The sequence below is a fragment of the Acidimicrobiia bacterium genome (assembly GCA_040881685.1).
Classification (GTDB): domain Bacteria; phylum Actinomycetota; class Acidimicrobiia; order IMCC26256; family PALSA-555; genus SHVJ01.
The window spans coordinates 1-18535 of record JBBECS010000011.1; the positions used below are offsets into that span (position 1 = coordinate 1).

Annotated in this window: 21 protein-coding genes and 1 pseudogene; 12 read left to right on the forward strand and 10 right to left on the reverse strand. The window is 66.3% G+C overall.

The genetic code is table 11. From position 1 onward, the window contains the following. Positions 1 to 103: 103 nt before the first annotated feature. Positions 104 to 327 (reverse strand): annotated as a pseudogene (locus WEE69_02700) (tyrosine-type recombinase/integrase). A 280-nt stretch (positions 328 to 607) separates the two neighbouring features. Here WEE69_02700 and WEE69_02705 point away from each other — a divergent pair. Then, positions 608 to 1351, forward strand: a complete 744-nt coding sequence (locus WEE69_02705; GenBank protein ID MEX1144194.1) for an SDR family NAD(P)-dependent oxidoreductase — start codon at positions 608 to 610, stop codon at positions 1349 to 1351. Positions 1352 to 1610: 259 nt separating this feature from the next. Here the strand turns inward: WEE69_02705 and WEE69_02710 are convergent, their stop codons facing one another. The 3 genes from WEE69_02710 to WEE69_02720 are packed head-to-tail and all read right to left on the reverse strand — an operon-like array spanning position 1611 to position 5083. Then, positions 1611 to 3683 carry a PKD domain-containing protein gene (locus WEE69_02710; protein ID MEX1144195.1) on the reverse strand — a complete coding sequence of 691 codons (2073 nt, stop codon included), beginning with the start codon at positions 3681 to 3683 and terminating at the stop codon, positions 1611 to 1613. Further along, positions 3677 to 4231 (reverse strand): nuclear transport factor 2 family protein, encoded by a 555-nt coding sequence (locus tag WEE69_02715; protein ID MEX1144196.1) that lies wholly within the window; start codon positions 4229 to 4231, stop codon positions 3677 to 3679. The genes WEE69_02710 and WEE69_02715 overlap by 7 nt, the downstream gene beginning before the upstream one ends. Before the next feature lie 15 nt (positions 4232 to 4246). Then, positions 4247 to 5083, reverse strand: coding sequence for a TauD/TfdA family dioxygenase (locus tag WEE69_02720; GenBank protein ID MEX1144197.1), 837 nt, complete (start codon positions 5081 to 5083; stop codon positions 4247 to 4249). An 89-nt stretch (positions 5084 to 5172) separates the two neighbouring features. Here WEE69_02720 and WEE69_02725 point away from each other — a divergent pair, with 89 nt between their 5' ends. From WEE69_02725 to WEE69_02745, 5 genes are read left to right on the forward strand one after another with little or no spacing between them, the layout of a single operon-like run. After that, complete coding sequence (locus WEE69_02725) at positions 5173 to 6087, forward strand: TIGR03564 family F420-dependent LLM class oxidoreductase (GenBank protein MEX1144198.1); 915 nt, start codon at positions 5173 to 5175, stop codon at positions 6085 to 6087. Then, on the forward strand, positions 6087 to 6728 hold the full coding sequence (locus WEE69_02730) for a TetR/AcrR family transcriptional regulator (protein MEX1144199.1): 642 nt from the start codon (positions 6087 to 6089) through the stop codon (positions 6726 to 6728). The genes WEE69_02725 and WEE69_02730 overlap by 1 nt, the downstream gene beginning before the upstream one ends. Further along, on the forward strand, positions 6725 to 7975 hold the full coding sequence (locus WEE69_02735) for a cytochrome P450 (protein MEX1144200.1): 1251 nt from the start codon (positions 6725 to 6727) through the stop codon (positions 7973 to 7975). The genes WEE69_02730 and WEE69_02735 overlap by 4 nt, the downstream gene beginning before the upstream one ends. A gap of 2 nt (positions 7976 to 7977) precedes the next feature. After that, complete coding sequence (locus WEE69_02740; GenBank protein ID MEX1144201.1) at positions 7978 to 8721, forward strand: SDR family NAD(P)-dependent oxidoreductase; 744 nt, start codon at positions 7978 to 7980, stop codon at positions 8719 to 8721. Further along, complete coding sequence (locus WEE69_02745) at positions 8718 to 9488, forward strand: SDR family oxidoreductase (GenBank protein ID MEX1144202.1); 771 nt, start codon at positions 8718 to 8720, stop codon at positions 9486 to 9488. Before WEE69_02740 ends, WEE69_02745 begins: the two co-directional genes overlap by 4 nt. Before the next feature lie 364 nt (positions 9489 to 9852). Here WEE69_02745 and WEE69_02750 read toward each other — a convergent pair whose 3' ends face one another. The 4 genes from WEE69_02750 to WEE69_02765 all read right to left on the reverse strand — a co-directional run bounded on the left by WEE69_02750 (position 9853) and on the right by WEE69_02765 (position 14624). After that, positions 9853 to 10296, reverse strand: a complete 444-nt coding sequence (locus WEE69_02750; GenBank protein ID MEX1144203.1) for a nuclear transport factor 2 family protein — start codon at positions 10294 to 10296, stop codon at positions 9853 to 9855. 26 nt (positions 10297 to 10322) lie between these two features. Continuing rightward, a complete protein-coding gene (locus WEE69_02755; protein ID MEX1144204.1) occupies positions 10323 to 13064 on the reverse strand; it encodes an adenylate/guanylate cyclase domain-containing protein in 2742 nt (913 codons plus the stop codon). Between the two features lie 379 nt (positions 13065 to 13443). After that, positions 13444 to 13848 carry a VOC family protein gene (locus tag WEE69_02760; protein ID MEX1144205.1) on the reverse strand — a complete coding sequence of 135 codons (405 nt, stop codon included), beginning with the start codon at positions 13846 to 13848 and terminating at the stop codon, positions 13444 to 13446. Continuing rightward, positions 13845 to 14624, reverse strand: coding sequence for a metalloregulator ArsR/SmtB family transcription factor (locus WEE69_02765; GenBank protein MEX1144206.1), 780 nt, complete (start codon positions 14622 to 14624; stop codon positions 13845 to 13847). Before WEE69_02765 ends, WEE69_02760 begins: the two co-directional genes overlap by 4 nt. 147 nt (positions 14625 to 14771) lie before the next feature. Here WEE69_02765 and WEE69_02770 point away from each other — a divergent pair, with 147 nt between their 5' ends. Genes WEE69_02770 through WEE69_02790 form a run of 5 tightly spaced genes read left to right on the forward strand, consistent with a single transcriptional unit; the run spans position 14772 to position 16132 of the window. Beyond that, positions 14772 to 14981: a YlcI/YnfO family protein gene (locus tag WEE69_02770; GenBank protein MEX1144207.1), complete on the forward strand. Its 210-nt coding sequence runs from the start codon at positions 14772 to 14774 to the stop codon at positions 14979 to 14981. Then, a complete protein-coding gene (locus WEE69_02775; protein MEX1144208.1) occupies positions 14978 to 15340 on the forward strand; it encodes a Fic family protein in 363 nt (120 codons plus the stop codon). The genes WEE69_02770 and WEE69_02775 overlap by 4 nt, the downstream gene beginning before the upstream one ends. Beyond that, a complete protein-coding gene (locus tag WEE69_02780; protein ID MEX1144209.1) occupies positions 15337 to 15492 on the forward strand; it encodes a hypothetical protein in 156 nt (51 codons plus the stop codon). The genes WEE69_02775 and WEE69_02780 overlap by 4 nt, the downstream gene beginning before the upstream one ends. A 3-nt stretch (positions 15493 to 15495) precedes the next feature. Further along, the gene (locus WEE69_02785; protein MEX1144210.1) at positions 15496 to 15873 is read left to right on the forward strand and encodes a hypothetical protein; all 378 of its coding nucleotides are present in this window, start codon (positions 15496 to 15498) and stop codon (positions 15871 to 15873) included. Further along, the gene (locus WEE69_02790; GenBank protein MEX1144211.1) at positions 15863 to 16132 is read left to right on the forward strand and encodes a hypothetical protein; all 270 of its coding nucleotides are present in this window, start codon (positions 15863 to 15865) and stop codon (positions 16130 to 16132) included. Before WEE69_02785 ends, WEE69_02790 begins: the two co-directional genes overlap by 11 nt. A 228-nt stretch (positions 16133 to 16360) precedes the next feature. Here the strand turns inward: WEE69_02790 and WEE69_02795 are convergent, their stop codons facing one another. Both WEE69_02795 and WEE69_02800 read right to left on the reverse strand, forming a co-directional pair. Continuing rightward, on the reverse strand, positions 16361 to 16759 hold the full coding sequence (locus tag WEE69_02795) for a hypothetical protein (GenBank protein ID MEX1144212.1): 399 nt from the start codon (positions 16757 to 16759) through the stop codon (positions 16361 to 16363). Between the two features lie 272 nt (positions 16760 to 17031). Next, positions 17032 to 17601: an RNA polymerase sigma factor gene (locus WEE69_02800; protein ID MEX1144213.1), complete on the reverse strand. Its 570-nt coding sequence runs from the start codon at positions 17599 to 17601 to the stop codon at positions 17032 to 17034. Between the two features lie 500 nt (positions 17602 to 18101). Between WEE69_02800 and WEE69_02805 the strand changes: the two genes are divergently transcribed. Next, entirely contained in the window at positions 18102 to 18461 is a 360-nt protein-coding gene (locus WEE69_02805) for a cupin domain-containing protein (GenBank protein MEX1144214.1), read from the forward strand. The last annotated feature ends 74 nt before the right edge of the window (positions 18462 to 18535 follow it).

Below are 18535 nucleotides of genomic sequence, written 5' to 3' on the forward strand. Positions count from 1 at the left end.
CTCATAACCCGAAGGTCGTGGGTTCAAATCCCACCCCCGCCACCATGTTGGCCCTGGTCAGAACCAGTTTCTGACCAGGGCCGTTTCACGTTCGCAATGCGTTCTACCGGGTGTTCCACCGGGTGGAACCGGTGGACGGGTCGAGAATCGCGGCGAAGGTCCGTGCGGCTTCCTGTTGCATGCCGGGCAGGACGTGCTGGTAGGTCGCCATGGTGAAGCCGGGCATGGCGTGGCCGAGGCGTTCGCTCACGACCTTGATCGGACGCCGGCCTTGAGGAGCAGGGTGGCGTGCGTGTGTCGAAGGTCGTGCAGTCGTACGCGCGGGACGTCGAGTGTTCCGACGAGTCGATTGAAGGCCTGCGAGAAGAGGTCGGGGGCGATCGCCTCGGGTTCCATCACCTGGGCGACGGTGTCGATCGCCTACATCGAGCTTCCAGGCGCGCAACACTCGTTCGACGGGTTCCGATCGGTTCGTTGCGGCATCGACGCTATGGAATGGTTCACCGCATGGGTGCGAACGGCGCATACAAGCGCTGAATAGCGGTGCAATGGTCGTGACGTATTTCGAACGCAGTCCTGGCGCAGACGGGATCGAGGTGGCAATCGGATGCAACAACTGGAGCAGCGCACTGCGATCGTGACCGGCGCAGCGAGCGGCATCGGACTCGGGCTCGTTCACGCGTTCGTGGCGACCGACATGCGCGTTGTGATGGCTGACGTCGATCAGGGTTCGCTGGTCGCCCACGCAGACCGGCTGCGGGCTGACGGGGCCGAGGTGCTCGCCGTCCCAACCGACGTCCGTGATCCCGAGGCCGTCGACGCCCTCGCCGAGACGACCGTCGAACACTTCGGCGGCCTGCACATCGCCGTCAACAACGCCGGCATCGTCAATGGCGGACTGTCGTGGGAGCTCCCCCTCGACGAGTGGCGACGTCTGCTCGAGATCAACCTCTGGGGTGTCATCCACGGCATCCGCAGCTTCGTCCCACGGATCCTCGCGACCGGTGAAGAAGGCCACGTTGTGAACACAGCCTCGATGGCGGCCGTCCTACCGCGAGCCGGGCTCGGTCCATACACCGTCGCGAAGCACGGCGTGCTCGGACTATCCGACGTCCTTCGGGCCGAGCTCACCGACCTCGGCGCACCTGTGGGTGTGAGCGTCGTCATGCCGGGGATGATCCGAACCGGCATGAATCCGATCGGTCTGGTGGAGCCGGAGCAGGTCGCAGCGAACGTCCTCGACGCGATTCGCCACGAACGGGCGTACGTGTTCACGGACGACCACAGCGCCGTCGAAGTTGAACGACGACTCGCGTCGATCGTCGCTTCCCGTGACGACGTCTTGTCCTGAGTGCGGACCCTGCACGAGGGCAGAGTCGACACTGTCCTCGCGATGATCGGGTTTCGCAGAGTTTGGTTCCAGTGCTCGCTGTCACCGAATGTGTCACCGGTGGCGCACGACTCAGGCCACGACCGGACGAGGCGACTCTGGACGAAACGAGTCCCGAATCAGGCACAAGAGAGAGGTCCTGACGGGCATCGTGGAACTCGCGAGCCGACCGGCAGACGAAACGAACTGGACGAGGCCCTCGCATTGCGCCGCTTCTGTGCTACTGCACCACGACCCGCATTCGCCCAAGGTTCTGCACCAACCTGTATCGCGCCTTCGGGTCACCGTCACGCTCCGACGTCACGCGGACCGCGGGGAAGTACGTACCGGCCTTTGTGTAGGTGAACGTTGCCGTCAATTCGATGCGACGGCCGATTCGGCGGATCTCCGTGCGGGTTGGGTACTTGCCGACGCCTTCGAAGTCCCACTCGATACCGACGATCTTGCCAGCGCCGGGTGGCGCTTCGGCTTCTACGGTGAACGTGACCTTCTGATCGACACCGATTTCGGCGCGCTCACTTTCAGACGCACGTCGCTTGCCGATCTCCGTCACGGTCAGAGTGACGACGGGCTGTACGCCCCCGCGTTCGTCTGCGCTCGCTGGAAGCTGGATCTGGCTGTCGTCGTCGACGGAGTACGACGTGGTCACCGGCGGCGGTGATCCGTCGGTCACCCAGGCGTCGAGATCGAGGAGCGCTTGCTGGAGCTCACTGTCGTAGTTGACGACGTGTGCGGCGGCGGACCTGTTCGGAATTGACTCCGCAGAACGCGGATCGTGGTCGGCGTTGTCCATGTACCAGAGGCGATAGCTGTCTTCGAACTGGTCGCCGAGGAAGCCCTGCGCCTGGGTGCGGTACCAATCCGCTGCCCACGGGTACGCCTGCACGTCCATGGTCGAGGCGAGCATGATCATCTTGCCCTCGAACCGGCCGGTTGGGATGGAACCACCCGACACGCCGGCGAACGTGTCTGCGACGAGCGTGGAGCGTTGCGCTGGGACGGGTGCGCCTTGGGCGTCGCGGAACTGGTTCCAGCCGTACTGGTCCGGCGAGGGCACCTGGTGGCGGTGGTAGTACTCGAGCGCGACCCGCCACGAGTTGTCGATGCGCACATCGTCACCGGCACGGATCGCATTCGTGACTTCGGGGTCGGAACCTCCTTCGAGCTCCACGGTCTTGCCGGTGACGTTGGTGATCACGAGCGACTTGTCCGCCGCATCGCCGCTGGTAATCACGAGGTCGGCGCCGGCGAGGTAGCCGTCGGGAACACTCTCGAGCACGACCTTCTTCACTCTCTTGCCCACGACCTGGGTCACGGTCGTGTCGTGTTGGACTCGAAGCGCCTGCACCGCAGGATCGCTGCCCTCGTAGCCGGGCGCGTTCCAGAAGTCGTCGACGTAGGAGGCGTCGAGAATCTTGACGCCGCCCTGGACCGCAAAGAATCCGCCGCCCGTGAGCGTCGCGTACTGCCACCAGCCCCGAAGCGGATGGCCAAGTTTCGCAGCTTCTCTGAGGATCGCCTGCTGCTCGGGGTCGAGATCGGCGTACGGGTCGCCGCTACCGCCTGGCTCCATCGCGTCGGCGATCTTGGGCAACACATCGTGCAGCTCGCGCAGAGCGAGCAGCTCGACTGTCATGAAGCTGGGAATGGCGTTCGGAACTCCCGGCACCATCGGTACGAAGCCGTCCCACACGCCGCTCGTGCTCTCGCTTGCACCGATCGTCTGGTATGCGCCCCCACTCGCGCCGTAGAGATAGCCACGCGGGCGTTCGGAGGTCTTGTAGATCTTCGCCGCGACCTCGCGCGAGTACTTGGCGGCCGCGGCGTTGACCCGGTATCCACCGAGGGTCGGTGATACGGGGACTCCTCCCGCGTTGTTCGAGGAAACCACGTACGCGCCATGCGAGATGGCAAAGACGATCGTGCTGGGCTCGGCGTCTTCTTCACCGATCGTCGGGTACGTGGACTCGAGGAACCGGCCCTGATAGTCGGCCTTGGATGGAAAGTAGAAGGAGAAGCGCGCGTCGGTGTCCTTGAACCCACCGTGGATGTAGCGGAAGCTGACCTTTACCTTCGTCACCGGATCGGTGATCGTCCGATGCTCGTCTTTGTCGGTGTACGGGTTGGTGAGCTCCGGGTCCACACACGTCTCCGTGATGATGACGGCATTGTCCGACGGGCGCGCCGCGCACGGCTCCTCGCCGGCACCGGCGGGTTGCACCTGGATCGATGTAACGCCGGCGAGAGCCAGCACCAACGATCCGGCCGCCACTAGTTCCTTCGTTCTCACCATCTCGCTCCCTCAAAGTCCAGCCCCAACGGACGCTCGTACGACAGGTCGCTGCGGTCGCGAGCGCCCTTGAGATAGCTCTGCTCTTTGAAGAACGGTGACTGGAGCATCGATGCATCTCCGGTCAGCACGATCTCGGCTGTAGAACGCCGAACCGCTATCCGCCAGGCACCGTCGCGTCGCTCGAGGCGATCGATGTAGCGACCGTTGAGCAACGTCGCGGTCGTTCCGTCGGGACTGAGCATCGACACGAGCACGTAGCTCTCGGCGTGGGCAACGTCACCGTCAATCTCGCACGTGTGCGTCGTTACGTTGTGAAGATGCGCCTGCGACGTTGCCGCGTGCACGGTGTTGGCCCAAATCGCATAGTCGGGTCCGATGTTGATTGTCGCCCCGTGCTCGTCCACACCATCGTCGTGATAGGTGCTCGTCAGCAGCCCGGCGTCATGACGGTCGCATCCGCGGGCGTGTCGCGCGATGCAGTCGATGATCGCCGTTCGGTCCTCGAGCTGCTGGACTCGGCGGTGCAGATCGACTTGCTCAGTGCTCATGAGTTCGTTCCCGGATCAGGTGACGGCTTCTTCGCCGGCGAGGGTCGTGCGGTGCAGCAGTCGACGTGAGGTCGGCTCGAACATCAACGCGCGATGCAACATGCCCGTGTTGTCCCACATCACGAGGTCGCCTCTGTGCCAGTGATGGCGAAGCACGAACTGGGGCTGCGTCGACCACTCGAGAAGGTGATCGAGCAGTGCACGGCTCTCGTCCCATGACCAGCCGACGACCTCATGCGCCGTCGCGCCGATGAGCATCGATTTGCGACCGTCGCGGTGTGTCCAGACAAGGGGATGTTCCTTGGGTGGGACGCCGTCCCACGCTGCTCGTTCTTCCTCGGATGGCTCGGGGTGCGCGAGCTGCTGTGCAGCCGCGAAGCTGTGCACGACGCGAAGGTCGGCGATCTCGTGCTTCTCCTCTTCGGGTAGAGCGTCATAGGCCGCGTACGTGCTGGCGAACTCGGTGTCGCCGCCGGTGTCGTCGACTTCCTGCGCGCTGAGCAGCGTCGCCTTCTGGGGTGTGTCGAGAGTGGCTCCGTCGACGTGCCAGTGGAAGTTCCCCTGGCGGTATGACGCGAGCCGCGCCTTCGTCTTCGACGGATCGAGAGTGATCGTCTGGATCTCCGGGTACCGGTGCTCGCCCGTCGGCGTCACCACGACCTCGCCCAGCAGACGGCTGAGCTCGACGAGCTCCTCGTCGGTGACGTTCGCGTCGCGGTAGACGACCACCCCGTGCTGGTCCAACGTCTCGAGCGCGTCATCGGCAGCGCCGCGGTTCACGAGATCGGTGCCTGCGAGGCCGCGGACCTCCGCGCCGACATGGGGCGTCAACGCGGTGACGGTGACGGGCATTCGCTCCTCCGCCCTTGCTGGTCCGGCCCGGAAGAGTTGTACATTAGTACAATCTTGTACACTTGTACAACCGTGTCGGGAGGGCGAACGTGCGCATCGGACTGACCGGAGGCGGCGCCTCGGTGGACAAGCTGATCGAGCAGGCCAAGCGGGCCGAGGCCGGTGGCTTCACCTCGCTCTGGTACGCCAGCCTCGTCACCGGTGACCCGCTCGTCGCGATCGCGATCGCCGGCCGTGAGACCTCGATGATCGAGCTCGGCACCGCGGTGCTTCAGACCTATCCGTGTCATCCGCTACTGCAGGCGAACCGCGCTGCGTCCGTTGTCGACGCGATGCGCCGACCCGGCTTCACACTCGGCATCGGGCCCTCGCACGAGCCGCTCGTGCGCGGAGTCTTGGGTATGTCGTACGACCATCCCGGGCGAAGCACGGAGGAGTACGTGCGCATCCTGGCAGGCGTGCTGCGCGGCGAGACCGTCGACTTCGACGGCGAAGACTGGTCGGCGCACACGGCGGGGCGCGCGATCGCCGTCGGGCATTCGGTGCCAGTCCTCGTATCGGCGCTCGGCGCGCGCCTGCTGCGAGTGGCGGGCGAGCTCGCTGACGGCACCGTCCTTTGGATGGCGCCTCCGCGCGCGATCGAATCGCACATTGCACCGAAGGTGCACGCCGCCGCTGCGAACGCGGGACGCCCTGCCCCGCGGATCGTTGCCGGCCTCCCCGTCGCAGTCCATGACGACGTCACCGAAGCACGTGAGGGCGCAGCAGCTAGCTCCTCGATGTATGCGGGGATGGAGAACTACCGACGCGTCCTCGAGATCGGCGGCGCGGCCAGTGCGGCGGACGCGGCGATCGTTGGCGACGAAGCTTCGGTACGAGCCCAGTTGCAGGGACTGCTCGACGCAGGAGCCACGGATATCTGGGCGGCCGTCATTCCGGTCGGCGACGATCCGAAACGATCGATGCGCCGAACGACTGATCTACTCAAGGAGCTCGTGTCCTGATGACGACTCGTCAGGACGCGAGCGCGGCGACCGGCCGGCGTATCGGATCACCCACGTCGAAGACTCGAGCCGTGATCGTCGAAGGCGCCGAGCAGATCATGATCGAAGACGGCTACGCGTCGGTCACTTATCGCAGCGTCGCGGCGCGGGTAGGCGTGACTGCCGGGCTCGTTCAGTACTACTTCCCGTCACTCGACGATCTCTTCCTCGCGGTCCTTCGACGCGGTACCGACCGGATCGTCGAAGAAGTGCGTCGCCTGTCCGAGACCGACGCGCCGCTCCACGCGATCTGGGAGTACGTCAGTGATCGGCGCGGTGCGGCGTTGATCGTGGAGTTCATGGCTGTCGCCAACCACCGCAAGGCAATTTGGGACGAGCTCGGCGCGGGGGGTGAACGGGTCCGTCGGGCACAGCTCGAGGCGCTTGCTGACCGGTGGCCGCAACTCTCCATCACCGATCACGACGTCCCGCCGGCGGCGCTGCTGTTCGCGCTGACGGCGCTCGGCCGGATGGCCCGACTCGAGGCGGCGTTCGGCACTCATACCGGTCACGACGAAGCGATCGACGTCGTACGGAGACTGCTCGACACGGTCGAACCGTCGCCAACCGAGGCTGACAACAATCCGAAGAAGCAAGCGTGAGCACCTGGGAAGAGCTCGACTTCTTCTCGGACAAGGCGCTCGTGAACGACCCGTACCCGTATTACGACGCGCTACGACAATGTCCCGTTCGGCGCGAGCCGCGATACGACGTGATCATGGTGTCGGGGTACGACGAGGTATCCGCTGTGCTTCGGGACGAACGCGAGACGTTCTCGCTCTGCAATGTGGTGAGCGGACCGTTCCCCGGATTGCCAGTCGCCGCCGAGGGTGACGACATCTCTGATCTCATCGAGCAGTACCGCGACACGCTGCCCCTGAGTGATTACTTCGCGTCCTTCGACCCGCCCAAGCACACCGCACACCGCTCGCTCCTCGGCCGCCTGTTCACACCGAAGCGCCTAAAGGAGAACGAAGAGTTCCTGTGGCGACTCGCCGACCAGCAGATCGATCGCTTCGTCAATCGCGGCTCCTGCGAGTTCGTGACCGACTACGGGTTCCCCTTCACGATGATCGCAATTGCCGACTTGCTTGGCGTGCCCGAGAGCGACCACGAGAAGTTCGGTCGGGAGCCGAAGTTCACCGGGCTCAAGGGCAGCGATCGAAACTTCGTCGGCGTAGAAGACGACTGGTTCGTCGAGTACATCGAGGACCGACGCCGCGAACCGCGCGACGACGTCCTCACTCATCTCGCGCAGGCGAAGTTCCCAGACGGCTCGACGCCCACGGCCCTCGACGTCGCGCGGGTGGCGACCTTCATGTTCGCTGCCGGGCAAGGCACAACGGTCGATCTCCTCAGCAGCGCGCTGCTGATGCTCGCTGAGGGGCCTGACCTTCAGGAGCTGCTTCGCTGCGAACGAGACCGGATTCCCGGCTTCTTCGAGGAGATGTTGCGATTCGAAAGCCCGGTGAAGAGCAACTTCCGTCTGGCGAGGCGGAGCACGACGGTCAGCGATGTCGAGGCGCCCGCCGGTTCGGATGTCCTCGTGATGGTGGGAGCCGCGAACCGCGATCCGCGGCGCTTCGAGGACCCGGATGACTTTCGGCTCGACCGGCCGAACGCCCTCGAACACCTCGGATTCGGCCGCGGAATGCACGCGTGCCCAGGCGCACCGTTGGCGCGAGCTGAGGCGCGAGTCAGCCTCGAGCGAATCCTCGACCGCATGGCCGATATCCGTCTCTCCGAAGCCGAGCACGGACCGCCGGATGATCGCCGGTTCAAGTGGGAGCGGACCTTCCTGTTGCGCCGGCTCAAGTCGTTGCACCTCGAGTTCACCCCGATCGACTGAGCGTGAGTCGCGTCGCAGTCATCACGGGAGGTGGCTCGGGCATCGGGCGCGCTGCATGCGAGTACCTCGCGCGTCACGGCCACCGGATTGCGGTACTCGATGTCGTTCAGGAATCCGCTGATGAAGTCGCGGCCACGCTCCGCGCCGAAGGCGCCGAAGCCCTCGGTCTCGGCGTCGATGTCATTGACCGAGGTTCCATCGAGGAGTCGTTCGCGAAGGTTCGCTCCCAGCTCGGCCGGGTCGAGATCCTTGTGACGAGCGCTGCGGCCGCCGCGTTCGTGCCGTTCGAGCAGATCACGGTCGACGACTGGAACGACATGATGAACGTGAACCTGACTGGCACGTTCCACTGCGCACAGGCCGCGATTGCGGACATGGTCGCCTCGGGCTGGGGGCGGATCGTCACCATCTCGTCGGCGGCGGGACAAGTCGGGTCGCCTCGGCAGGTGCATTACTCAGCGTCGAAGGGTGGTGTGATCGCGTTCACCAAGGCTCTCGCGCTCGAGTACGCGGCCCTCGGGATCACGGTGAACACGATTCCCCCCTTCACCGTTGACACGCCCATGTTGCGCGCCGCGCAATCTGCGCGCGATCTCCCGAATCCGGAAGTGGTGGCAAAGATGATCCCGGCGCGTCGTCTTGGCACGGTCGACGACATCGCTGCGACATGCGCGTTCTTGTGCTCCGAAGAAGCCGGCTACATCACCGGCCAGGTGGTCGCGGTCAACGGGGGAGCAGTGCTGTGAGCGAGCGCTTCTCATTAGAAGGCCATGTAGCGATCGTCACCGGGGGCGGTACGGGCATCGGACGCGGCGTCGCTCTGGTGCTCGCCGAGCACGGCGCCGACATCGCGCTGGCGGCCCGCCGCGCCGAGCCGCTCGTGTCGACCGCGCAAGAGGTTGAGGCCATGGGTCGGCGCGCCCTCGTCGTCCCCACCGATGTCACGAAGCCCGACCAGTGCCAGCAGCTGGTTGATGCCGCGCTTCGCGAGCTTGGCCGAATCGACGTCCTCGTGAACAACGCTGGTGGCGCGCAGACGAAGCGCATCGGGGACTGGTCGGACGACGAGTGGCACCAGGTCGTTGACCTCAACCTCGGAAGCGTGTGGTTTCTGTCCCGCTGCGCAGCGCAGCCGATGCTCGAGCAAGGGAAGGGTTCGATCGTCAACATCTCCTCTGGGGCCAGCCTGCTGGCGATGCCCCAGGCCGCGCCCTACGGCGCCGCCAAGGCAGCAGTCAACAACCTGACGGGTTCGATGGCCGCGGCCTGGACGCGCAAGGGAGTCCGCGTCAACAACATCGCGGTCGGCGCCGTTCGCACGGAGATGCTTGCGGAGGACGCGAAGCGCTCTGGCATCGACGTCGAGTTGATCGGTCAGACGAACGCGATGGGGCGGCTTGGCGAGCCGGAAGAGATCGGTTACGGAGTCCTCTTCTTCGCGTCAGATGCCTCGAGCTTCTGCTCCGGTCAGACGCTCTACATCCACGGCGGTCCCGGCCTCGCGGGCGTCTGACGCCCCTGTTGGAGGGAGATCGCGCGGCGCACGAGGAACTGCTGCACCGTGCTCGCCGACCGAAACGCCGGTGAGCTCCCCCACAGGCCCGCCTGCAATCCTCGGCGGGTCGCGCTCGTCACCGAAGTTGTCACCAGTGGAGGCCGACTCAAGGCCGCCTCTACGCACTCCACGGCACTCCACGCAAAGTGCGCCGAACTCGGGACTACTCAGGGCGTGCTCAACGAGTCTCGAGGGCCGCTTGTCAAGGCGCTCATAACCTGAAGGTCGTGGGTTTCAAATCCCACCCCCCGCCACCATCGCAGCAAACATGAAGGTCCCGAGCCTCAAGGCTCGGGACCTTCGTACTGGAACGACCGAGTCGTCAGGCGGGCGGGGCGAAGGGGTTGTCGATCACGCCGAGCTTGCCCATGAGTCCCAGCATGTCCTGGTAGTTCCAGGTCTCGATCACCTTGCCGTTGGCGACGCGGTTGATCTCTAAGGCTTCTTGTCGGATCTCTCCGTCGCCGTGCGGCGCGGTCCAGTGGTAGCGAAGCGCGAATCGATCTCCCTGCGCAACGAGGTCGTCCATCTCGAAGTGCATTCCCGGTATGCCCGCGCGACCAACCGCAATGCGCTCGATGCAGGCGTCGATGCCAACGACCGTGCCGCCGGTGCGCGAGTGCAAGACGTAATCAGCCGCGAGGATCTCGCGTATGCCCACGGCTCGCACGTCGTCGTCCGCTGTGTTGGCGAGTTCCATGATCCGTGCGGCGAGACGCTCAGCGACCGTCTGGAACGGCTCGACGTCACTGCGGTTGTCGACCATGAACGCCGACCGTAGATAATCCGCGGCTACTCGTCCCCGACATTCATCTCGACGTCGAGCTCGATGAGGGGCGCAGCGTGTTCGGCGATCACTCGGTCGAACGTCGTCAGCAGGTGCTCGACGGCGTCGTCGTAGCCGAAGCCTTCGACCTCTGCTCGGGCAGCCGCAATCTCCGCAGAGTAGAGCTTCGGGAAGTGGTTGAGCTGCGGTTGGTTCGTGAACGCCGGGAACGCCGCGATGGCGTCGCTCTCCGCGAAAACGGCCAACTTGATGGCCAGGGCGGGCTCCGACGACGCCACCGAGGCGGCCCAGCCCGCGACGGCGATCGCGAACACGCTGAGCTCGCCGTCGTGGGCATAAGCGTTGACACACTCCCGGCACAGCGAGACCCCCTCGGCGAGGTCACCCCTCGAGAGGTGCAGCATCGCGGCCCTCCCGCGACCGAGGTTCAGGAACGTCTTGCGACGGGTGCGGTCGAAGCGGATGGACTCCTCGGCCGCAGCCAGGGAACGCGACGGGTCGGCGGTCGCGGTGGCGTTTTGCATCGCCAGCAGCGGATAGAAGGCGACGATCTTGCTGCCCGTGGCTCGTGCAACCTCGAGGGCTTCCTGGGCGAGCGCATGATCGTCGTCCCCGTCAGCCAAGTACTGGAAGACACTCAGTTGGCCGAGCATCCAAGCGAGCGTCGCGGGGTCACGGTCGCGTCGAGCGCGATCCACCGCGGCGCGTCCAAACGTGACAGCAGTGCCGACGTCGCCGTCGTAGAGCGCCATGACACCCGCGTCGATGGCGGTCGCCGCCGCCGGGTCGAGGTCGCCGGCCTGGCGTGCGAGAGTGTTCACACGGCGGTACTCGCCCAGGTCCCCGGCGAAGAACGCACGTCTCACCGCGAGGTCGCACGCAACTTCGAAGCCCCGATGGCTGCCGGACTCCTCGATCACCTCGCTCGCGAGCATCCCCAGGTCGTCGGCCAAGGCGGGCGGATAGGCGAAGGCATCGAGGAACGGCAGATCGGCGAAGAACAGCAGCAGCTCACCGGGGCGTGCGTCGTCGAGCAGCCACCGCGCTGCCGCGACGATGTTCGGCGTCTCGGTTTCGAGGCGCTCGAGCGCGTCGAAGTCAGCCGGCGTCGCGGTCTCGGCGAGCAGCGTGTGCGCGAGGTCCAGGAAGTGTCTGGCGTGGTCGTCGCGAGCGGCCCGCGCGGTGTCCGCGACAAGCTTCTCAACCGCGTACTGGCGGATCATCTCCAAGAGTCGGTAGCGCGTCGTGCCATAGCGCTCGGCCCGCTCCACGAGCGACTTCGCCACGAGCGATGCGAGCACGTCGAACGCCTCGAACTCTTCCACCTCGATACCAGCCGCGAGCGCGACCACCGCGTCGAGGTCGAAGCCGCCCACGCACACCGACAAGCGGGCGAGCAGCGCGCGCTCGTCGTCGCTCAAGAGCTCGAACGACCAGTCGATCGCCGCGCGCAGCGTCTGATGACGTTCCAGGCTGGTCCGGCGTCCTCCGGTCAGTAGTCGGAACTGCTGGTCGAGGCGGGAAAGGATCTCGGCCGGCGACATGAGCGCAGTGCGCGCCGCTGCGAGCTCGATCGCGAGTGGGATTCCGTCGAGGCGCACGCAGATGTCGTGCACCGCCTTGGCGCCGGCCTCGTCGAGCGCCAGGTCGCCCCGGGCCTCCTCGGCACGGGCAAGGAACAGACTCCCCGCCTCCGAAGTGACGACCGAGGTGACGTCGGCGGCCGACGCGAGCTCCAGCGACGCGAGCGGTGCAACGTGCTCGCCCCGGACTCCGAGCGCCTCTCGGCTGGTCGCGAGCACCGACACCTTTGGCGCCGCGGCCGTCGTCACGGTGACCCACTCGGCGACCGCTCCGACGAGGTGTTCGCAGTTGTCGAGCACCAGCAGGAGGTCCTTGCGCTCGAGGAAGCGCGCCAACCCGTCACGGACGGGTGTGCCCTGCGGTGGCGTGTACCCGAACGCCGCCGCGATCGCGTCGGCGAGGGCGCCGGGCTCCTGCACAGGGGCGAGCTCGCAGAGCCAGACGCCGTCGGCGTAGTGGGGGAGCAGCTCGGACGCGACGTGAACTGCCAGGCGGGTCTTCCCGACGCCGCCGACACCGACGACCGTCACGACGCGCGACGAGCGCATGCGGTCCGCGGCTGCGCGGAGGGCTTCGTCTCGACCCACGAAGGTGCTGAGCTCATGGGGAAGGTTCGAGCGGTACGCGTCGAGTGAGCGCAGGGGCGGGAACGTCGTCGGCAGGCTCGGTGCACCGACTTGGTAGAGGTGCACAGCCGCTTGCAAGTCACGCAGTCGGTGCTCACCGAGGTCGTCGAGCGCGACGTGGTCCCGCACCTGGTCGGCGACAGGGCGGGTGCACACGATCTGGCGTCCGTGCGCAACCGCCATCACCCGGGCGGCGCGGTTCACGTCTGAGCCGAACCAGTCGCCGTCGCGAGCGGTCGCCTCACCCGCGTGAAGTCCCATGCGCACCCGAAGCTCGAGCGGGTCGGGCCACGTGGCCGCGCACAGCGCCTCCTGCCCAGCCACCGCCGCGCCGATAGCTTCGCCGGCGCTCCGGAACGTCGCCATGGTGCCGTCGCCGGTGCTCTTGACGACCTGCCCGCCGTTGCCTTCGACTGCGGCCCGCAACAGGTCGTCGTGGTGGGCGAGCGCGACTCGCATCGCGTCCGGGTGTTCCTCCCACAGACGCGTGGAGCCTTCGAGGTCGGTGAACAGGAAGGTCAACGTCTCGGTGGCCACGCCGATCCCCCCGCTCCTCGGCTCGCCAGGTGCCGGGCAAGTCAACCAGACGATGCGATCGCGAACCGAGCAGCGCCCACTCGATACCGAGCCGAGTGGGGCATCCCACGGCCCGTTCGTCGTCGTCTTCTTGTCACCGAACTTGTCACCAGTGGGAACCGACTCAGGGCGTCTTCACGCACGTGACGGGTCTGCACGGAATGAGCGCCCAACTCAGGGCTACTCGGCGTGTCTCAACGGGTCTCGACGGACACTTGTCAAGCCGCTCATAACCCGAAGGTCGTGGGTTCAAATCCCACCCCCGCCACCATCAAAGCAGCAAGTCCGAGGCCCCGGATCGCTCCGGGGCCTCGGCGCGTTCGGTCTGAGGGCAATGGCGTCACCCCGTCGCCGGTTGGAACAGCTCGACGATGTTCCCGGACGGGTCGAGGATCAAGACCTGCTTGCCGCCCGGACCTTCGACGACGTCATTGCGGAACTGAGCGCCCGCGTCGCGCAGACGCGCGACGTCGGCAGCGATGTCGTCGACGTGGAAGTGGATGCGGTTCCAGCCACCCGGGCCAGGCTTGGCGCCGTCGGCCATCGGCCGTCCGGCGGAGCTCGTCGGTCCCGCGAGCAGCAGGCGCAGGTTGCCGCGTCTGACGTCGGCGAACGCCGGCGCGGCGTTCGAGATCAAGGCAAAGTCGAGGAGCTTCGTGTAAAAGGCGATCGCCTCCTCGACGTCGTCGACCATGTAACGGACGTGAACCATCTCTTGAGGGTTGAGCAGTTCGTCGTGTGTCATGGGATGTCCTCCTGAACGACGGTGAGGCGGCTCATCAGCAGATCGACCCGGTTTTCGATCTCGTCGGCGGTTCGCACGAACGCTGGGTAGCTGGAGTCGTCGTTGTCACCCTCTGCGGCCGGGTCGGGCATGCTCCAATGTGCCGTCGGCGGCGAACCGGGGAACTCGGGGCATACCTCTTTCACCTTGTCGCACAGTGTGATGACGCGGTCGAAGCGGTTGCGGGCGAAGCGGCGTAGGTGCTTCGTAGTCCGCTCGGCGATGTCGAGGCCTCGCTCGGCCATCACGCGCACTGCGTTGGGATGCAGCGGCTTGGGATGGCTCCCGGCGCTGCGCGCCTGGATGGTGTGCCCGGATCGGTGCTCCAGAAGCGCTTCAGCCATCTGCGATCGTGCTGAGTTCCCGGTGCAGAGGAACAGCACCTTCGGCGTCCGTCCCCGGGGGAAGGGCTGCGCGTCGGGTGGGGGCGGGACGAGCTCGAGGCGCAATGCCGGATGCAATGCGGCGCTGGCGTCGACGAGCAGCGCGGCGCAGCGACCGAGGTCGGCGCGGTAGTAGGTGTCACGACCGTCGGCGGCACTTCGCCGAGCCGAGACCAGCCCAGCAGCGCGCAGCTCCCCCAGGTGGTACGACACCAGGTTCTGCGGCTTGCCCACCAATTCGGTGAGCTCACCGACACGGCGATCACTGTCGGCCAGCTCGCTCAGCAATCGCCACCGCTGCGGATCGCCCAGCAGCTGCAGGACACGCGATTCTGCGCCAGCGTCGACCGCCATGCCGTGAAATTAGACCAACAGGGATTGATGGATCAACTACCTTTGATCCATGGTTGGATCGTGAACTCTCGGCACGAGGTGCCGTGATCACTCCGTGTTCACGAGCCTGAGGGACGGCTTGTCGTGACATTGTGATATCATGATGTCATGGCAAAGCAGACGACCGTACGGCTCCCCGATGCGTTGGCAGACGAGGCTGAGGCGGTCGCACGCGTGAAGGGCACAAGCGTGAATGCGTTGATCGTCGACTCGCTCGCTGCGGAGATCGAGCGCGTCCGCGCTGACAAGGACTTCACGTTGCGTGCGCGCGAGCTGTTGAAGCGTGACAAGGAGTTGTTGGACCGGCTCGCGCGGTGACGCGGTACCTCACGCTGGCCGAGTACTTCTGGCTGGCCGAGCAGGTCACTGGCACCGAGGCCGCGGTCCTCGTGAAGGCAGCGCGAGTCGAGCTCGCCGACTCGGCGCTCCACGCACCGGCGGCCGGCTTCGGCGATCAAGACTTCTATCCGGATCTCATCGACAAGGCCGCCGTACTCACCTGCCGACTGGCCTGGAACCACCCGCTTCCAGACGGCAACAAGCGGGCGGCGTGGGCCGCGCTCGTGATGTTCGCCGACCTCAACGGCGGCGCGTGGGAACCGCGCTGGATCGCGAGGTCGCGTCGATGCACGACGCTGTCCCGGCCAGGACAGCAAGCCGCAGCGTGGTCGGCGTGATGAACGAGTTCGGGCGTCTGGCCGACGACTACCGCCAGATGCACGCGGCCGTCGATCTGCTGGAGTTCTCGCGCTGGCTCGCGCAGGTTCCGTACAGCCCGCTGTACGACAGCCACATCTCGCCGGACCGGGCGCTCACGTCGCTGCTCTGAGCGATGGCCAAGCAACGCCACCTCCGAGCCGGCGACGACCTCACTGACCAGGTCGTCGTCGTGCGCGGTGGCGAGCTCGACGCCGAGGTGCTGCGCGCTGATGCCGAGCGATACCAGGCGATCTATGGCACCTACGGCCTCTCGGTGTTCGCTGCCCGCGACGCCACCGTCGAGGAGCTCGCCCAGCAGCCTCCCCTGGTGCGTTTCGAGGTGCTCATCTTGGTGCGCGTCGGGGTGCTGCGCGCCGCCGGATTCCGCCTCGAGCCAACCGGGCGCAACCCGCGGCACTTCACCGTCGCGTTCGACGCTCTTGACGAGGGAATCGAAGCCCTGCGCGGCTGTGACCACCAGCGCTGGGAGAACCCCTACCATGAACACTGAGAAGGTGGACCCGATGGACGAACTCGACCTCGTCGCCGACCTCAACGCCCAAGACGACGACGGCCTCGGCTGGTCAACGCTCGCCGACGCGCGCGACCCGAGCCGAGTGCGACCCGGAGCGATGCTGCTCGCCGGCAACCAGTACGGCCAGGCCGTCGTGCGCGTCGTCGCGGTCGACGACGACGGCCAAGTGCACTTCTCGATCCTTCCCGGCCCGGTAGCCAAGAACCGCCACCTCCTCGACCACACCGTCGCCTGAGTCAGGACGCTTGCGCGCGGCCATCGATGCCGTGGCGATCACGGCGGCGTCGCGGCCTTCTCGAGTCGGTGGAAGAGGCCGGTAGAGCAGCAGCACTCCCCCTGCTCAGCGGCCATGAACGTGGGGTCGTCAACCCGAAGAAGAGGTCGTGTGAAGACGCGACCGGAGGGAGCCGCTTGCGGCTCCCTCCGGTTCGTGTGAGCTGTCAGGGGGTTCAACCCCCGGGTGTCAGGGTCGGTGGCTCAGGCCGTCATCTGCTTGGCTGGGCGTGCTGACCGGGACCGACGGGGGCACGTCGGCGCCGGGGTGGTCATCGCCAGCCTGGCTCTTGCCGTCGCTGGCCGCGTCGGAGATCTCGGCGCCCTTGTCGACGCCGGTGGCGTCAGTCTCGGTGGCGAGTCCGGAGATCTCCGCACCCTTGCCGCTGTTCTCGTCGCCCTGGCCAGCGTCGTCGGGCGGGATGCTGGTGGGCGTGTGCTCGCCGGCCTTGGAGTGGCCGTCCGAAGCGTCGTTGGGGCTGGGAACCAAATCGATAGCGCCAGCCACGGCCAGGCTACCGACGAGGCTGAGACAGCTCACGGTGACGGCGACCAGGATCCTCTTGGGGGAGCGGACCTTGCGGGGCATCGATGACCTCCGAGATGGGGGGCTGGGGGAGGACGCGATGGCTGTTGCGATGCCCGCCACGGCACGGGACTCGTTCTCGAGCTCGGCCTTCGTTGGCTGTTGGGTCAGAGCGCCGATCACCCGAGCGACGTCCCGATAGGCGGGTGGAGCGTCGTCGGGGGGTAGCGCCTGGCCCATGAGGCCATTGGCCGTGTGCTCGTCGAGGGCGAGTTGGTCCGAGCCGAAGGGGAATCGCAGCATTCGCATCTCAGGAGGAAGAGCGTCGGGTGACGTCATCGCGTTACACCTCTGGGCTGGAGCTCAGGACGCCCGAGCCGCTCGGCCAGGCGCCGCAACCCTCGGTGTTGGAGCACCCGCACCGTTCCGGGGCGCTTTCCGAGGATCGAAGCGACCTGCGTCGCGTCGAGTCCGCCGAGTACGCGCAGCAAGATGACCTCGGCCTGATCGGGTGGCAATGTGCCTACGAGGGCGAGCGCCGCGTCGGTGTCGAGGTTCTGCATCACTGCACTTGCTGCGTCGTCCGGGGTTGCGCTCTCGGGGAGCTGGTCGGGCGCGACTGGTCTCGCCGGTCGTCGCGCGGCGTGACGTCGCCAGTCGAGGAGGCGATGCCGGGCGATCGTGAACAGCCAAGCCCGGAACTCCATCTCGTTGCCGCGGAACCGGTGCAGGTCGCGGGCGGCCTGGAGCCATGTCTCGGACTCGATGTCCTCGGCGGCGCCCGGTTCCACGCCGCGCAAGTACCGCAACAGCGGCGGATGCAGATCACGCCAGAGGACGGCGACTGCCCACTCCTGGCTGTCTTGTGCCGCGGCGAGCAGGTCGCCGAACTCCCAGCCGATCAACTTGCCTCCGGGTTATCTGTTCTTCGGAGCCTGGAAGAGAACCTGAGCAATGCGCGCGGCCAGAAGCGCTCGTTCGTGGCCGCGAGTCGCAGTTGTCATCGAAGTTGTCACCAGTGGAGACGAACTCAGGGCACCTCGGCGCACGCCACGGCACTCTACGCACTGAGCGCCGAACTCAGGACCACGCCGGGTGCCTCAACGGGTCTCGGCGGTGACTTGTCAAGACTCATAACCCGAAGGTCACGGGTTCAAATCCCGCCCCCGCCACCATCGAAGAAGCAGGTCAGGGGCCGGGGGGGAGCCCCCCCCCCCCCCCCCCTCTGCGCGAGGTGGCGCACTTCTAAGCGATCTTCTAACGGGCGCTCTGAGCCGGGCAGGGCTGCGTCTTTGACTGTTCGCGTCGACACCGCTTAACTCGCACCGGGGTTGCACGGTCGAACCGGCTGCGAGCCCAGAACGGATCGAGTCGGCTCGACCATGCCGACAGCTGAGGGGGAACCATGGCGGGAACCACGAAGAAGAGCTTCGACGCACCGGACGAGACACGCAGCCCCGACAAGACGAAGCTCGATGTCGTCGCGTTGGGCTCAAGGAAGGCTGCGCGTGCGACGCTCCAGCCGGGGTGGCGGTGGTCCGAGTGCATCAAGCCGGTCGCCGGGACCGACACGTGTGAAACCCATCACGTCGGCACGGTCGTCTCCGGACAGATGCACGTCGTCCACGACGACGGGTCGGAGATGGACATCGGTGCCGGCGACGCCTATGTGATCGAACCTGGCCATGATGCCTGGGTCGTTGGTGACGAGCCGTTTGTGGGTTTCGAGTTCGACAGCGGCGCTGCGGGTACCTACGCGCGCTAAGTGCAGAACCCAAAGACGTTCGTCAGCCCAGGCCTCTTGGCGACTGAAGGTGCTTGAAGCCACCAGTCCATGAC

What these genes read in the sequence shown, in the direction of transcription:
- WEE69_02705 (MEX1144194.1), top strand. Translation starts at nt 608, where the DNA reads ATGCAACAACTGGAGCAGCGCACTGCGATCGTGACCGGCGCAGCGAGC.
- WEE69_02710 (MEX1144195.1), bottom strand. Translation starts at nt 3,683, where the DNA reads ATGGTGAGAACGAAGGAACTAGTGGCGGCCGGATCGTTGGTGCTGGCT.
- WEE69_02715 (MEX1144196.1), bottom strand. Translation starts at nt 4,231, where the DNA reads ATGAGCACTGAGCAAGTCGATCTGCACCGCCGAGTCCAGCAGCTCGAG.
- WEE69_02720 (MEX1144197.1), bottom strand. Translation starts at nt 5,083, where the DNA reads ATGCCCGTCACCGTCACCGCGTTGACGCCCCATGTCGGCGCGGAGGTC.
- WEE69_02730 (MEX1144199.1), top strand. Translation starts at nt 6,087, where the DNA reads ATGACGACTCGTCAGGACGCGAGCGCGGCGACCGGCCGGCGTATCGGA.
- WEE69_02750 (MEX1144203.1), bottom strand. Translation starts at nt 10,296, where the DNA reads ATGGTCGACAACCGCAGTGACGTCGAGCCGTTCCAGACGGTCGCTGAG.
- WEE69_02760 (MEX1144205.1), bottom strand. Translation starts at nt 13,848, where the DNA reads ATGACACACGACGAACTGCTCAACCCTCAAGAGATGGTTCACGTCCGT.
- WEE69_02765 (MEX1144206.1), bottom strand. Translation starts at nt 14,624, where the DNA reads ATGGCGGTCGACGCTGGCGCAGAATCGCGTGTCCTGCAGCTGCTGGGC.
- WEE69_02770 (MEX1144207.1), top strand. Translation starts at nt 14,772, where the DNA reads ATGGCAAAGCAGACGACCGTACGGCTCCCCGATGCGTTGGCAGACGAG.
- WEE69_02785 (MEX1144210.1), top strand. Translation starts at nt 15,496, where the DNA reads ATGGCCAAGCAACGCCACCTCCGAGCCGGCGACGACCTCACTGACCAG.
- WEE69_02790 (MEX1144211.1), top strand. Translation starts at nt 15,863, where the DNA reads ATGAACACTGAGAAGGTGGACCCGATGGACGAACTCGACCTCGTCGCC.
- WEE69_02795 (MEX1144212.1), bottom strand. Translation starts at nt 16,759, where the DNA reads ATGCCCCGCAAGGTCCGCTCCCCCAAGAGGATCCTGGTCGCCGTCACC.
- WEE69_02805 (MEX1144214.1), top strand. Translation starts at nt 18,102, where the DNA reads ATGGCGGGAACCACGAAGAAGAGCTTCGACGCACCGGACGAGACACGC.